Annotated in this window: 13 protein-coding genes; 12 read left to right on the forward strand and 1 reads right to left on the reverse strand. The window is 37.7% G+C overall.

Annotated features, from left to right (window positions below):
- Positions 1–89 precede the first annotated feature (89 nt).
- The 9 genes from RMB03_RS10640 (at position 90) to actP (ending at position 9,754) form a co-directional block, all read left to right on the forward strand.
- Positions 90–1,079, forward strand: coding sequence for a phosphotransferase family protein (locus RMB03_RS10640; RefSeq protein ID WP_311075976.1), 990 nt, complete (start codon positions 90–92; stop codon positions 1,077–1,079).
- Positions 1,076–1,420, forward strand: a complete 345-nt coding sequence (locus RMB03_RS10645) for a hypothetical protein (RefSeq protein ID WP_032869178.1) — start codon at positions 1,076–1,078, stop codon at positions 1,418–1,420. Before RMB03_RS10640 ends, RMB03_RS10645 begins: the two co-directional genes overlap by 4 nt.
- Positions 1,413–2,141, forward strand: coding sequence for a histidine phosphatase family protein (locus tag RMB03_RS10650; protein WP_311075979.1), 729 nt, complete (start codon positions 1,413–1,415; stop codon positions 2,139–2,141). The genes RMB03_RS10645 and RMB03_RS10650 overlap by 8 nt, the downstream gene beginning before the upstream one ends.
- The gene (locus RMB03_RS10655) at positions 2,138–3,298 is read left to right on the forward strand and encodes an acyl-CoA dehydrogenase (protein WP_311075981.1); all 1,161 of its coding nucleotides are present in this window, start codon (positions 2,138–2,140) and stop codon (positions 3,296–3,298) included. The genes RMB03_RS10650 and RMB03_RS10655 overlap by 4 nt, the downstream gene beginning before the upstream one ends.
- A gap of 18 nt (positions 3,299–3,316) precedes the next feature.
- Complete coding sequence (locus RMB03_RS10660) at positions 3,317–4,084, forward strand: SDR family oxidoreductase (RefSeq protein WP_311075983.1); 768 nt, start codon at positions 3,317–3,319, stop codon at positions 4,082–4,084.
- A 23-nt stretch (positions 4,085–4,107) separates the two neighbouring features.
- Entirely contained in the window at positions 4,108–5,991 is a 1,884-nt protein-coding gene (locus RMB03_RS10665) for a sigma 54-interacting transcriptional regulator (protein ID WP_311075985.1), read from the forward strand.
- Positions 5,992–6,135: 144 nt separating this feature from the next.
- On the forward strand, positions 6,136–7,770 hold the full coding sequence (locus RMB03_RS10670; protein WP_311075987.1) for a long-chain-fatty-acid--CoA ligase: 1,635 nt from the start codon (positions 6,136–6,138) through the stop codon (positions 7,768–7,770).
- Positions 7,771–7,797: 27 nt separating this feature from the next.
- Positions 7,798–8,109 carry a DUF485 domain-containing protein gene (locus tag RMB03_RS10675; protein WP_311075989.1) on the forward strand — a complete coding sequence of 104 codons (312 nt, stop codon included), beginning with the start codon at positions 7,798–7,800 and terminating at the stop codon, positions 8,107–8,109.
- A complete protein-coding gene (gene actP / locus RMB03_RS10680; RefSeq protein ID WP_311075991.1) occupies positions 8,102–9,754 on the forward strand; it encodes a cation/acetate symporter ActP in 1,653 nt (550 codons plus the stop codon). The genes RMB03_RS10675 and actP overlap by 8 nt, the downstream gene beginning before the upstream one ends.
- A gap of 89 nt (positions 9,755–9,843) precedes the next feature.
- On the opposite strand, the gene RMB03_RS10685 is transcribed toward actP, so the two are convergent.
- Entirely contained in the window at positions 9,844–10,854 is a 1,011-nt protein-coding gene (locus RMB03_RS10685; RefSeq protein ID WP_311075993.1) for an alpha/beta hydrolase, read from the reverse strand.
- 191 nt (positions 10,855–11,045) lie between these two features.
- Here RMB03_RS10685 and RMB03_RS10690 point away from each other — a divergent pair, with 191 nt between their 5' ends.
- The 3 genes from RMB03_RS10690 (at position 11,046) to RMB03_RS10700 (ending at position 13,986) form a co-directional block, all read left to right on the forward strand.
- The gene (locus RMB03_RS10690) at positions 11,046–11,468 is read left to right on the forward strand and encodes a MarR family winged helix-turn-helix transcriptional regulator (protein ID WP_024437916.1); all 423 of its coding nucleotides are present in this window, start codon (positions 11,046–11,048) and stop codon (positions 11,466–11,468) included.
- 196 nt (positions 11,469–11,664) lie between these two features.
- The gene (locus RMB03_RS10695) at positions 11,665–12,903 is read left to right on the forward strand and encodes an NADH:flavin oxidoreductase/NADH oxidase family protein (protein WP_151768031.1); all 1,239 of its coding nucleotides are present in this window, start codon (positions 11,665–11,667) and stop codon (positions 12,901–12,903) included.
- Positions 12,904–12,918: 15 nt separating this feature from the next.
- The gene (locus tag RMB03_RS10700) at positions 12,919–13,986 is read left to right on the forward strand and encodes a saccharopine dehydrogenase NADP-binding domain-containing protein (protein ID WP_311075999.1); all 1,068 of its coding nucleotides are present in this window, start codon (positions 12,919–12,921) and stop codon (positions 13,984–13,986) included.
- Positions 13,987–14,133: the final 147 nt, after the last annotated feature.

Raw genomic sequence — 14,133 nt, forward strand, 5'->3', positions numbered from 1 at the left:
ACAATGGTTGATTTTTAAGTTATTGAATTTAAATGTAAAAATAGTGGCATATAATTTGCTCCAGTAGGATTGGCTACAAGGAGTAAATAATGAATGCAAATCATATACTGCAATTGAGTGGAATATTGCAGCAAAATCTAGGGCTAATCCCTCATGAAATTCAGTTAAAAAAAATGAGTGGTGGAGCTATCCAAGAAAATTGGTTAGTTCAATCTGAAGATTTTGCATTAGTACTGCGTAAAAATGCCGAATCTAGTGTAGAGGCTAGTTCAGATCGGGAGCAGGAATTTTTACTTTTAGATCGGTTATATCACTTTGGCATTAAAGTACCAGAGCCACTTTATTTCGAGAAGTCACCTAACTTTTTAAATAGTGATTTCTTCATTATGAAAAAAATTGATGGTGTAACAGAAGGCCATAAATTAGTTCGAATTACAGAAGAAGAAAAACGTAAAAAGATTACTCAAGACATTGGTAAGCAACTTGCTTTAATTCATGCCATTCAATCAGATGAAGTATTAGAGAAACTACTTCCTAAGCCAGATAAAGATCAATATTTAGAAAAAAAGCTTACAGGTTTTCTAGAACAACTGGACAGCTTAAAAAGACAGCGTCCAATCCTTGAGTACGCTATTCAATGGATGTTTAACAATCTTCCAAAAGTTGATGATTTGGTACTAGTTCATGGTGATTACCGCATTGGTAACATCATGATTAATGATGATCAAATTTCAGGAATTTTAGATTGGGAATTTACTCAATGGGGTGATCGAAGAGAAGACCTAGGATGGTTTACCTCTAAATGCTGGCGTTTTGGTCACGATGAAAATATAGCGGGGGGAATAGGTTCATATAAGGACTTTGCGAAAGCTTATGCTGAGATTTCCGATATTTATATCCCTGAATTTGAAATGAAGTTTTGGCATGTACTGTCTCATGTTCGATGGGCAATTATTGCGATGCAGCAGTCTGACCGAAACAACGAGATGGATACTCCATCGCTCGAATTAGCCCTAACGGAATTTTTAGTTCCCCGCCTTGAAAAAAATATCCTGGAAATATTGGGAGAAAAAGAATGAGCGAGCAAAAAATAATTGACCTGATTAAAGCCAGCCAAGCCGTCATTAAGAATGAGCTTTTACCGCAATCGGGCAGTCAGAAATATAACTTGTTAATGCTCATGAGAAGCTTGGAAATTTTGCAGGCTTATATTTTGCAAAAGGATATTTCTACATTGCATCGTTCAGGCATTGTGCAAGATTATTTTTCTTTTCCAATTAAAGATGTTGATGAGGCTATTCAATTGTTTATTAGCGATATCCGTGAAGGTAAACAATCGGATCAAACATTTGAGATATTAAAAGCACTTAATTCGGAAGACTTAAAAATTACTGAACCAAAGGCGGCTCAACATGGATAAATATCGGCTACGAATTTATTTAGTTCGGCATGGCCATGTCTCATACTTTGATGCAGATAAGAACCCGATTAATCCTAAGTTTGCACAGTTGTCCGAACGAGGAATAGAGCAAATACAACAACTTGCTCATCAACTACAAGATGTTAGTTTTGAAAAAATTTACTCATCTACTATGCCACGTTCGATTCAGACAGCCGGAATTTTGAAGCGCTATCAAAACGAACATACAGACATTCAGTCATTCGATGATATTCGGGAAATAAGAGCAGGACGTTTAAGAGAAATTTCGTTGGATCGCGCTGAACTGGAAATCAAAAAGGCCTATCAGTTCCATAAAAATAACCTTGAATTATTTGTACAAGGCGAGAGTTGGTCGCTCTTTATTACTCGTGTACTGACATGGTTTGAAAACATGATTTTAACAGCAGACAAAGACCAAAATATTCTGATTTCTTCACACGATATTGTAAATCGAATATTCATTAATTGGGTATATGGACATGACTTCAAAGATGTTTATTCGCAGGAACAAGATTATGGCTGCTTAAATATTCTTGATCTAACGATTGAAAATCAAAGGGTAATAAGCAAACGAATTAAACTCCAAAATTTCACGCCGTACAATCTGATTAAAAATGAGCTATTTAATAGCGCTATGGATGATGTGTATGAAACTTATATCGCGACTCAAGGCTTTAAATTAAAGGAACTCAGCTCATGATTACACTATCTAATGAATTATTAGAACTACAACAGAAAGTTAGAGAATTTATTCAACAAGAGGTGATTCCATTAGAAAGTGACCCTCGTCAAGATAGCCATGGCCCTAGTGAAGCTTTACGCCAAGAGTTAGTGAGTCGCGCGCGTGGTTGGGGGCTGCTAACTCCCCATGCAAGTCAAGAAATGGGAGGGCTTGGCTGGTCGCATCTGCAAAAGGCTGTGGCTTTCGAAGAAGCAGGATATTCTGCTTTAGGTCCAATCGCTTTAAATATTCATGCACCAGATGAAGGAAATATTCATCTTTTAGATGCTGTCGCAAACGATGCGCAAAAACAAAGATGGTTAAGAAAATTGGTAGCTGGAGAAATTAGATCGTGCTTTGCCATGACGGAACCGGCACCGGGTGCTGGCTCGGATCCATCCATGCTTCAAACAACAGCAATTGAAGATGGCGATGACTATATTATTAATGGGCGTAAATGGTTAATTACAGGAGCCGATGGAGCGAGTGTTGCGATTATTATGGCAAAAATGGAAGATGGCTCCGCTTCAATGTTTCTAACAGACACCAATGTTGAAGGCTTTACATTAGAAAAAAATATGAATGCTATGGACTCATGCTTTTCAGGTGGACACGGCATTTTACGCTTTGAAAACTTACGTATACCTAAAGAAAATGTGTTGGGTGAAATTGGTAAAGGCTTTAAATATGCTCAAGTTCGTCTTGCACCAGCACGTTTAACACATTGTATGAGATGGTTGGGGCAAGCAAGGAGAGCACATGATATTGCTACTCAATATGCACGAGAACGCCAATCTTTTGGTAAGAGATTAGGAGATCATCAAGGCGTAGGTTTTATGCTTGCCGATAATGAAATGGATATTTTAACAACTCGATTAGCTGTTCACTATTGTGCGCAGGTTTTAGATTTGAGTGAGAAAGGAAATTACGAGTCAAGCCTAGTCAAAGTGATCAGCTCTGAAGGTATCTGGCGTGTGGTGGACCGATCAGTTCAGATTTTAGGTGGACAGGCAATGACAGATGAATCAGTAGTCTGCAAGATTTTTAAAGATGCACGTGGTTTCAGAATTTATGATGGCGCAAATGAAGTTCACCGTATGAGCATTGCCAAGAAACTATTAGGGAAGCAGGCATAATAAAACAGGGATAAGAGAATGAATATTTTTGATGTAAAAGATAAATATATTTTAATTACTGGTGCTTCAAGTGGTCTAGGGCATCATATAGCTGAATTATTTGCAAAAGAAGGCGCCAATATCGTTATTTGTGCCAGACGGTTAGCGCGATTGAAGGAATTAGAATCGCATATAAAAAATGAATTTGGAGTGAAAGTTTATACCTTTGCATTAGATGTAAATGACCGTTCCGCTGTGAAAGATATGCTTAGTTCTTTAGAAGCTGAAGGAGTCACAGTAGATGTTCTAATTAATAATGCTGGTGTGAGTGATACCAAGCGTTTCTTAGACTATAACGATGAAGATTGGGATAAGATTGTCGATACTAACCTTAAAGCACCTTGGCAATGTGCACAAGAAGTTGTGCAACATATGGTTAAGGCTTGTCGTAAAGGATCGATCATCAATATCACGTCAATTCTGTCTCAGTCTACAAACCTTGGCGTTAGTCCATACTGTGCATCAAAGGCAGGGTTACGCCATTTAACAGAAGTTATGGCAGTAGAACTGGCTAGATTTGGTATAAATGTAAATGCTATCGCCCCAGGCTATATGGTTACTGAAATTAATGAAGAATATTTAACTGGCGAATTGGGCCAACAGCTTTTAAAGAAAATTCCAACAAGGAAGTTTGTAGAATTTGATGACTTAAATGGACCTTTACTGTTACTTGCTTCGCAAGCAGGTCAAGGCATAACAGGTATCGAAATTAAAGTCGATGGCGGTCATAGCGCTGCGCCTATATAAAACGTTTTTTAATGGAGTAAAAAATGCTTAATCGAAAACCAATTAATATTTTGGTCACCTATATTAAAAAACCTAATATTAATGGTTTTCGTTCTTTGGTTGAGCAGGCGATTAGTGAAGTAGAGTCGAACGAAATTGATTTGGTGGAATGCCATATTTCAGATGTACAAGATGTTGCTCAAAGCTTAGTAGAAAATGGCTGTCAGATTCTTCTATGTACGGGAGCAACCGCAAGTTTTCTACAAAAGAAATTAAACATTGATATTCAGGTCATTCGAACTGGTACTTTTGATGTCATTCAGGCCATATCAAACTTAAAACAATATAAGCGCATTGCTTTGGTTGGGAATACATCTACGGTCGATCTTGAGAACTACTCAGATATTTTTGCTTTAGATATACAACAGTTTAACTATGATTCATATTTAGATGCTAAAAAAACAATTCATTTAATTAAAAATCAAGGTTTTGATGCCATTATTGGCTCGCCTGTTGCAGTAGAGCTAGCACTGAATGAAAATCTAGTCGGACATTTGGCGATTAGTGTGCCGTCTTTAAAAGATCTTCTGCAAAATGCCTTACGTACGCTTGAAAAAATTCGCAGAGAACAATATTCAACCTTACGTTTAACCGAGATATTTAATCACTTAAATGAAGGCATTTGTTTTATTACAAAGCAAAAAAAGATTTCTTTAATTAATAATTCAATGAGTTCGTTACTTGAAAAAGACTCTTCAGACGTTTTAAACAAATCAGCACTCGAAATTTTTGAAGGATTAAACTTCGATATCGATCAAGAAAACAGTCATCAACTCGTTCAATTTAAAAATTTAAAACTTGCTGTATATATTTCCAAACTAAAAAATGACTATATAGATGGCTATATCTTAAGAGTGCAGGAACTAAATGCATTAGAGCAGTCTAATAGTCAGTTTAGAAAGGTTTCATCAAAGAATTTTAATACAAGATATACCTTTGACCAGATTTTGACGAAAAACGCTAATTTTCAACAAATCATCAAGTTATCCAAAGCATATGCAAAAACCGATAGTACCATTCTCATTACGGGTGAAAGTGGTACAGGTAAAGAAGTTTTAGCACAAAGTATTCATAATCATAGCAGCCGTTATAAAGCACCATTTGTTGCAATCAACTGTGCGTCTTTTCCAGAAAGCTTGTTAGAAAGCGAGTTATTTGGTTATGAAGAAGGTGCCTTTACTGGGGCTAAGAAAAATGGGCGTATTGGCCTCATTGAAGCTGCTCATACGGGTACGCTTTTTTTAGATGAAATTGGAGATATGCCATTACATCTACAAACTAGATTTTTACGAGTCTTACAAGAAAGACAAATTAACCGCTTAGGCTCAGTGGTGAGTCATCATTTAGATATACGCGTGATTGCTGCAACTCATGCGAACTTAGAAGAGTTAGTACGAAATGGAGCCTTTCGGGCAGATCTCTACTATCGTTTAAATATTTTAAGAGTGTATACACCGTCTTTAAATGAACGAAAAGAAGATATCTTATATTTAGCAAATTCCTTTCTAGAGAAATATAGAAAAACACTGGAGGATTTGCCGAATATTTTACAGAAGGCTTTTTTACACTATTCTTGGCCGGGCAATATACGCGAACTTGAAAATATTGTTGAAAGAATCAATGTGCTATTACAGCTTGATCATGAAATTTTAACTCCAGAATTTTTAAAGCAACAGTTACCCGAGCTATTTCAATCTCAAAGTCACCACGCTGCGCAACCTTTATTAAAAGAAGTAAAAGTTATTCAAGAGTTGAGTTTGATTGAACGGACACTTGCAGAAGTAGATGGTGATTTAGACCTTGCTGCGCAAAAACTTGGGATTAGTCGAACGACTTTATGGCGTAGAATGAAACTCATAAATAATTAATTTCAAAATTGAAATTTTTTCAAAAAAGAAAAATAATAAAATCATGTAAGTTGTTGAAAATAATAATTAAAATATTTGGAATCATAGTTGCATTGACTCATATAAGCATCTGAATCAGTTGCTAAATTGTGTGAGGAAATAAGAATGACGAATGGATTAATGATGCATTGTAATTTAAACATTACTTCAATAATGCAGCATGCTTTGACAGTTTACGCAGATCAAGAAATTGTGACTTTGAAAGCAGATGGGATAACTAAACATCGATATACATATAAAGATGCTTTTGAACGTGTAGCTCAGTTTGCCAATGCGCTAGACCGATTAAATATAAGTTCTGATGCTAAAGTCGGAACGATGGCATGGAACTCATATCAGCATTTTGAATTGCACTATGCCATTCCATGTACGGGAAGAATTTACCATACAATTAATCCTAAATTGGCGCCTGAACAACTCATTCAAATTATCAATTCTGCTCAAGATGAAGTACTCATTATTGAACCAGATTGTTTGGCATTAGTTGATTCTATTTATGACAATATAAAGCCAGTCATAAAACATTTTATTGTGCTTGGTGATGCGAATAAAAATCTAAAAGCACAATTTGATTTTGTCTTTTATGAGGAAATCATTGCTCCAGAGCAATCTTATTATGATTGGCCAGATATCCCTGAAGAATGTGCAAGTGGTCTTTGCTATACATCAGGTACTACTGGTGATCCTAAAGGTGTTCTTTACTCACATCGTAGTACCGTATTGCATGCATTAATACTCGGTATGCCAAATGCGATTGGCTTAACGCATGATAGCTGCATTATGCCTTTGGTTCCGCTTTATCATATTAGCGCGTGGGGAATGCCATTTAATGCGGTTTTATCGGGGGCAAAAATCGTTTGGCCTCACTCATTTGCAGGTCAAACCGAGAAAATTTTTAATCTGATCCAATCAGAACACGTCGATATTTCTATGGCTGTTCCGACCATCTGGAATGCTTTTAAAAATTATCTTGAAGATCACCATATTTCATCAGTCAGTTTAAAACGGGCGATATCTGGTGGTTCTGCTGCGCCATATTCGCTGATTGAGTCTTTGAGCCATTATGGAGTTTCTGTTGAAAATGCTTGGGGAATGACTGAAACAAGTTCGATGGCAGTCTGTAATCGTTTAGATCAAATCAAAAATAATATCGAAATCCAATCAATTAAATGCGGCAAACCTATCTTCGGCGTTCAAATGAGATTGCGTGATGAGAACCATCAATTGCTTCCTCACAATGGTGTGCATGAAGGCATTCTAGAAGTAAGGGGTCATACAATTGCTAAGCAATATATTAATCAACCCAAAGCATTAGAAGAAGAGGACAAATGGTTCGATACGGGAGATATCGCGTGTATAGATGAATATGGATATATGCATATTACAGACCGTGCCAAAGATATGATCAAGTCCGGAGGAGAGTGGGTTAGTAGTGTTGAAGTTGAAAATGCAGCGATGGGATATGAAAAAGTTGCAGAAGCCGCCGTTATTGCTGCCAATCATCCGAAATGGGGAGAACGCCCACTTTTAATTTTGGTGCCAAAATCTCCACAAGAAAAAATTGAACATTCTGAAATTGTCGTTTTTCTATCATCCAAATTACATAAATGGGCCATTCCGTCAGCAACCATATTGGTTGAAGAAATACCGCATACGCCCACTGGAAAAATCAGTAAAAAAATATTGAGAGAACGTTATCACGACTATTTCATCAATAGTGCTTTTGCTGAATGTAAATAATCATCTACATAAAAAAGGACTTTTTATATGAACTACCCTCAGGAAGCAAATATCGTTTTTGATGTGAAATTTAAAAAGATGGTAAAGCAACGAAATCGATTCGCCGTTTTTTTAAGTTTAATTGTACTCAGCATTTATTTTATTTTTATAGGAACCGCTACCTTTCGTCCTGAATTACTTTCAATGCCACTAGAAGCAAGCAAAATCACAATTGGTTTACCGATTGCTGCAATAGTTATTGTATCGAGCTGGGTCATCACGGGATTATATATATTTATTACAAATCAATATTTTGACAAACAAAAAGAAAAATTAAGAAAGGAATATCATTATGAATAAATATTTTGCTTTTACTATTCTGACTTTACTTAGTCCTGCTGTTTGGGCTGCCCAAAGTGAGCCAAGAAATTGGACCGCAATTATCATGTTTGCGTGTGTAGTTGGCCTTTCATTATTTATTACTTTTAAAGCTGCAAAGAAAACAGTATCGAAAGAAGATTTCTATACAGCAGGAAATGCCATTTCAGCAAAGCAAAATGGTTTGGCAATTGCTGGAGACTACATGTCTGCTTCAACCTTACTTGGTATTTCAAGTATGGTTTTCTTCAAAGGCTATGATGGTTTTATCTATGTGACGGGCTTTTTTGTTTGCTGGCCGATTTTAACTTTCTTAATGGCCGAAAGACTAAGAAACCTTGGTAAATATACTTTTGCAGATATTGTTTCGTATCGACTAGATCCGCAGCGAACTCGAATTTTGGCAACATGCGGCTCGCTTATTGTTGTATGTTGCTACTTAATTTTGCAAATGGTGGGTGCTGGTCAGCTCATTAAATTACTGTTTGGTCTAGATTATAAAATTGCCGTCATGCTGGTCGGTTGTCTAATGTTGGTGTATGTCATTTTTGGAGGAATGCTTGCAACCACATGGATACAAATAGTTAAAGCTATTCTTTTGCTCTTTGGTGGAACAGTTTTAGTGTTTCTGGCATTTAAAGCGTTTGGTTTTAGTTTAAATAATATGGCTGCGGCTGCCGTTAATGCACATAAATTAGGACAAAAGGTGTTAGAACCGGGTCCAATGCTATCCAACCCGATTAATACACTCTCTATGTCTATTGGTTTGATCTTCGGTTTAGCAGGTTTACCTCATATTCTGATGCGCTTTTTTACGGTTCCAAATGCTGCTGAAGCACGCCGTTCAGTCTTTTATGCTTCTGGTTATATTGGTTACTTCTTTATTGTAGTTTGTATTTTAGGTTTAGCTTCAATCGCCATAGTAGGTACTAATCCTAATTACTTTGTAGATGGACACTTAGGCGGAGATTTAATTGGTGGTAGTAACATGGTTGCAATGCATCTAGCAAAAGCCCTAGGAGGAAATTTATTGCTAGGTTTCTTATCTGCCGTAGCATTTGCAACGATTTTAGCTGTAGTGGCTGGCTTGGCACTTGCTGGCGCTTCTGCGATTTCCCATGATTTATTTCAAAAAGTAATTAAAAAAGGCAAGGCAACTGAAAAGCAGGAAATGGTTGTATCTCGACTTTCAGTGGTAGTTCTTGGTGTAATTGCCATAGCATGCGGAATTTTATTTGAAAAAATGAACATCGCTTTTTTAATGGGACTTACATTTGGTATTGCTGCTTCCGCTAACTTTCCTGTACTTATTCTTTCTATGTATTGGAAAGATTTAACCACACGCGGCGCTATATTTGGTGGGTTTGTCGGAATCATTTCGGCAATTACTTTTGTAGTTTTATCACCGACAGTTTGGGTTGGTGTACTAGGCCATGAAAAAGCAATATTCCCATTTGATAATCCAGCTTTGTTTTCTATGCCACTCGCATTTTTGGTGAGTATCGTCGTTTCTTTGACTGATAAAAGTAAAAGAGCCGAGTTAGACAGACAGGGCTTTGAGTTACAGGTGGTACGTTCAGAGCTTGGTGCTCAACAAGGTTCGTTTGAAAAAATGCCTTTGCATTAAGTTTGTTCAAGAACCCAAAAGTAAGAAAGCATGATTAAAAAATCATGCTTTCTTTATTAGACTTACATTATTAGTACTGCCTTAAAGCATTATTTCAAATGCTTTTGAAGTTCAGATCCAGCTTGTGATAATGCAGTTTTGACAGATGGTTCGTTGCTTAACGGATTTAACAGGCCATAGTCATGAATCAAACCGTTATAACGAGTTACAGTCACGGGAACACCAGCTTTATCTAAGTTACGGCCAAAATCTTCACCTTCATCACGTAATACATCTAATTCAGCTGTTTGAATTAATGTAGGTGGGAAGTCTTTTAGCTGTTCGCTTGTAGCACGAAGTGGTGATGCCAAAATATTGTTGCGATCATTGGCATTGGTTGTGTAGTTGTCCCAGAACCATTTCATCATGTTCTTAGTCAGGAAGTATCCTTTTTCATACTGATTGTAAGAAGCATCGTCGAAACCAGCATTGGTAACAGGCCACAACATTACGTTGTAACGCACTTTTGGACCACCAGATTGTTTAATCTGAAGGGCAACAGCAGCAACCATGTTGCCACCAACACTATTACCTACTAAAGCTAAACGGCTACCATCAACACCAATTTCTTTACCATGTTTAGCGACCCATTTGGTTGCTTCATATGACTGATTAATTGCTACAGGGAAGTGAGCTTCTGGAGAAGGCGTATAGTTAACGTATACAGCCGCCGCACCAGACTCACGAACTAAATCACGAATTAAGCGTTCATGAGTAGCAAAGTCGCCCAACACCCAACCGCCACCATGGAAGAACATAAATACAGGAAGAACGCCTTTAGCATTTTCTGGTTTAACAATTTTTAGTTGAATGCTTTGACCATTTATTTGAATTGTTTTCTCTGAAACTTGTGCTGGTGGAAGTTTCGCTCCCTTTTGTGCGCCGATTAAAACTTGACGAGCTTCATTTGGAGTCATCAATTCCATTGGTTTGCCGTTACCCGAATTGAGTACGTTTAGGAAGGCTTGTACACCCGCAGTCGGAGCAGGGGTATTTATAGCTTCAGCTGAAACAGCTGTAGTGAAAAGAGCAGATGTTAATAAAGCTGTTGCGATTTTCATGGTGAAAACTCACTTTAAGTTAGAAATTTTAAATACAACTTTGAGCCAAGGGTTTGTGTCCAATATGAAGTTGGTTCTATCCAAAGCTCAGCCCAACATTTATCTTGCGTGTATAATACTTGCACGCAAGATACTTATGGTCAAGAATTATTTATAATAATTTTTAGATAATTTTAATTTTTGGTTTAAATATGAAAGAAAACAAGATATTAGGCGATCAACTCTGTTTTTCGCTTTATTCAGTGGCGAATGCACTTACGCGCCAGTACCGTCCATTACTTAAAGATTTCGATTTAACTTACCCTCAATTCATCGTTCTTTTAGCTTTGTACGAAGAAGATGATATTTCTCTCAAAGAACTCGGTGAAAAGACGTTATTTGACTCAGGCACTTTAACGCCATTGGTTCAAAAACTTGAAGCAAAAGAGTTTCTGAAGAGGGTATCAATCAAAGAAGATGAGCGGGTAAAAAAAGTAATATTGACGGACAAAGCTTTAGAGATAAAAGAAAAAGTGATTGATCTACCCAATCAATTGCGATGTTCGATGCATATGAATGATGAGGAGCTGACTATGCTAAGAAAGCTTTCTTTGAAATTATTGGAAGATTTATAAAGTTTTCTTTAACTAAAAATAATTTTTATCTGCGAATAATTTGAAGCTTTAAACTTAAATAAGAGGCATTTGAAAGCCTCTTTTTTATATGAAAAATTAATGAATACAATTGATTAAATATAGAAGTAATAAAAGGTATTGATATTAAAGTTCGCTTTAAGCTTAAAGTAAAACCATACTGAATGAGGTCATTCCAATGAAAGTGTTCGAAAAATTAGTATTCCCTAATGGCTCATATGTTCCTAACCGTATTGCTAAAGCAGCAATGGAAGAAAACATGGCTGATTTAAACCATGCACCATCAGAAGAATTAATGCGTTTATATCAAGCTTGGGCAAATGGTGGTGTCGGTCTAATCATTACTGGAAATGTGATGGTAGACCGCCGAGCGATGACTGGACCGGGCGGCGTAGTGCTTGAAGATGAAAAGCATCTGGATACTTTTAAAAAATGGGCACAAATTGGTCGTTCAAAAGGTGCTCAGATTTGGCTTCAAATTAACCATCCGGGGCGTCAAATGCAAGCGAACCTTGGTCAGCAGACCTGGGCACCATCGGCTATTTCACTTGATCTTGGCAAAATGTCAAATCGCTTTAATACGCCGATTGAAATGACTGAATCTATGATTGCAGAGGTGATTCAGCGTTTTGCAAACACGGCGCGGTTAGGTGAAAAAGCAGGGTTTACTGGTGTAGAAATTCATGCAGCGCATGGTTATTTATTAAGCCAGTTTCTTTCTCCACTGAGCAATAAACGCCAAGATCAGTGGGGTGGTTCTTTAGAAAACCGCGCTCGCATTTTAATTGAAATTGTGGAAGCAGTTCGTAAAGTGGTTTCGCCTCAGTTTACTGTTGCAGTAAAACTAAATTCAGCCGATTTTCAACGCGGTGGGTTTAGTGCAGAGGATGCTCAACAAGTGGTTAAAATGCTAAATGAGCATGCAGTCGATTTAGTTGAACTTTCAGGCGGTAGCTATGAAGCACCTGCAATGCAAGGTCAAGCGCGTGATGGCCGAACACTCGCTCGTGAAGCCTACTTTTTAGAATTTGCACAAGAAATTCGTAAAGTTGCCAAAATGCCTGTTATGGTGACAGGTGGCATACGCCGTAAACAAGTAGCAGAGCAAGTAGTTGAAAGTGGTGTAGATATGGTCGGTATTGCCACAGCTTTAGCCATTGAACCTAACTTGCCAAATGCTTGGAAACAAGGCAAAAATGTTTCACCTGAACTCAAGCCAATTACCTGGGAAAATAAAACATTCGCTTCTCTTGCCAATATGGCAGTGGTGAAATTCCAGTTACGTAATTTAAGCGCTGGTAAAAAAACAAAACCAAATGTTTCACCAGCTTGGGCTTTAATTTTGCAACAATCAGCGATGTCATGCCGTACCCGCCAATACAAAAAAGGCATGCGTGACTATACATTTGCTTCTTAATAAGTGAGTTGTGTTATGACAAATCCTAACGATTCAAACTGGATAATTTATGGAGCAAATGGCTACACGGGCGAGTTAATCGCTCGCGAAGCTGTACGCCAAGGTCTAAAACCAACTTTGGCTGGTCGTAACAAAGCTAAGGTTGAAACATTAGCTCAAGAGTTGGGGCTTGACTATAAAGCTTTTGGCCTTGATAACGTAGATGCGGTCAGTGAGCAAGTCCAAGGTTTTAAACTGGTCATGCATTGTGCAGGGCCATTTTCAGCGACATCAAAACCCATGATGGAAGCGTGTATTAAAGCAGGCGCTCACTATTTAGATATTACGGGTGAAATCTCTGTATTTGAATTGGCACAGTCACTTAACAGCCAAGCTGAAAAAGCCGATATTGTGCTTTGTCCAGGTGTTGGTTTCGATGTGATTCCGACAGATTGTGTTGCCGCGGCACTGAAAGAAGCATTGCCAGATGCGACCCATTTAGCACTTGGTTTTGACTCTAGAACAGGGTTTTCACCGGGTACTGCTAAAACAAGTACAGAAGGCATGGCCGAAGGCGGAAAAATTCGTAAAAACGGAAAAATTACCACCGTTCCATTAGCACATTATGTTCGGACCATTGATTTTGGTGACGGTAAAAAAAGTGCCATGAGTGTTCCGTGGGGAGACGTATCTACTGCATTCTATACAACAGGTATTCCAAACATTGAAGTGTTTGTACCTGCATTCCCTAAAATGATTTTTGGTGCGAAAATGATGAACTATTTACGCCCAGTATTAAAAATTAATGCTGTGCAGAAGTTTATTAAGTCGCGTATTGAAAAAACGGTTGTGGGACCAAATGAGGAACTTCGCGCGAAAGTACCTACCTATGTTTGGGGTGAGGCAAGAAATACGCGTGGGGAAATCAAAACTGCCCGCATCCAAACGGAAAATGCGTATAGCCTTACCGTAAATGGTTCACTGACTGTGCTGAATTATTTACTCAAAAATACCGTGAAAGGCGGTACATATACGCCAGCAAAGCTGATGGGCTATAAATTAGTGACCGAGCTGCCGGGTTCTGGTCCGCTGGTCATTAATTAAAAGCTTTTATTAAAATAGCATGTTTATAGATCGTCCCGAACAAGGAGTCATTCTTGTTCGGGTTATTTTTAAATATTTCAAGTAAATACGGCTTAATATGGATAAAAAGAAAAACAGAAAACAAAACACTCAATAAGAAATAATTCA

The sequence above is a fragment of the Acinetobacter sp. V91_7 genome (genome assembly GCF_031799075.1).
GTDB lineage: Bacteria > Pseudomonadota > Gammaproteobacteria > Pseudomonadales > Moraxellaceae > Acinetobacter > Acinetobacter calcoaceticus.

Coding starts and splice junctions, on each gene's coding strand:
- RMB03_RS10640 (WP_311075976.1), top strand. CDS start 90: ATGAATGCAAATCATATACTGCAATTGAGTGGAATATTGCAGCAAAAT.
- RMB03_RS10645 (WP_032869178.1), top strand. CDS start 1,076: ATGAGCGAGCAAAAAATAATTGACCTGATTAAAGCCAGCCAAGCCGTC.
- RMB03_RS10650 (WP_311075979.1), top strand. CDS start 1,413: ATGGATAAATATCGGCTACGAATTTATTTAGTTCGGCATGGCCATGTC.
- RMB03_RS10655 (WP_311075981.1), top strand. CDS start 2,138: ATGATTACACTATCTAATGAATTATTAGAACTACAACAGAAAGTTAGA.
- RMB03_RS10660 (WP_311075983.1), top strand. CDS start 3,317: ATGAATATTTTTGATGTAAAAGATAAATATATTTTAATTACTGGTGCT.
- RMB03_RS10665 (WP_311075985.1), top strand. CDS start 4,108: ATGCTTAATCGAAAACCAATTAATATTTTGGTCACCTATATTAAAAAA.
- RMB03_RS10670 (WP_311075987.1), top strand. CDS start 6,136: ATGACGAATGGATTAATGATGCATTGTAATTTAAACATTACTTCAATA.
- RMB03_RS10675 (WP_311075989.1), top strand. CDS start 7,798: ATGAACTACCCTCAGGAAGCAAATATCGTTTTTGATGTGAAATTTAAA.
- actP (WP_311075991.1), top strand. CDS start 8,102: ATGAATAAATATTTTGCTTTTACTATTCTGACTTTACTTAGTCCTGCT.
- RMB03_RS10685 (WP_311075993.1), bottom strand. CDS start 10,854: ATGAAAATCGCAACAGCTTTATTAACATCTGCTCTTTTCACTACAGCT.
- RMB03_RS10690 (WP_024437916.1), top strand. CDS start 11,046: ATGAAAGAAAACAAGATATTAGGCGATCAACTCTGTTTTTCGCTTTAT.
- RMB03_RS10695 (WP_151768031.1), top strand. CDS start 11,665: ATGAAAGTGTTCGAAAAATTAGTATTCCCTAATGGCTCATATGTTCCT.
- RMB03_RS10700 (WP_311075999.1), top strand. CDS start 12,919: ATGACAAATCCTAACGATTCAAACTGGATAATTTATGGAGCAAATGGC.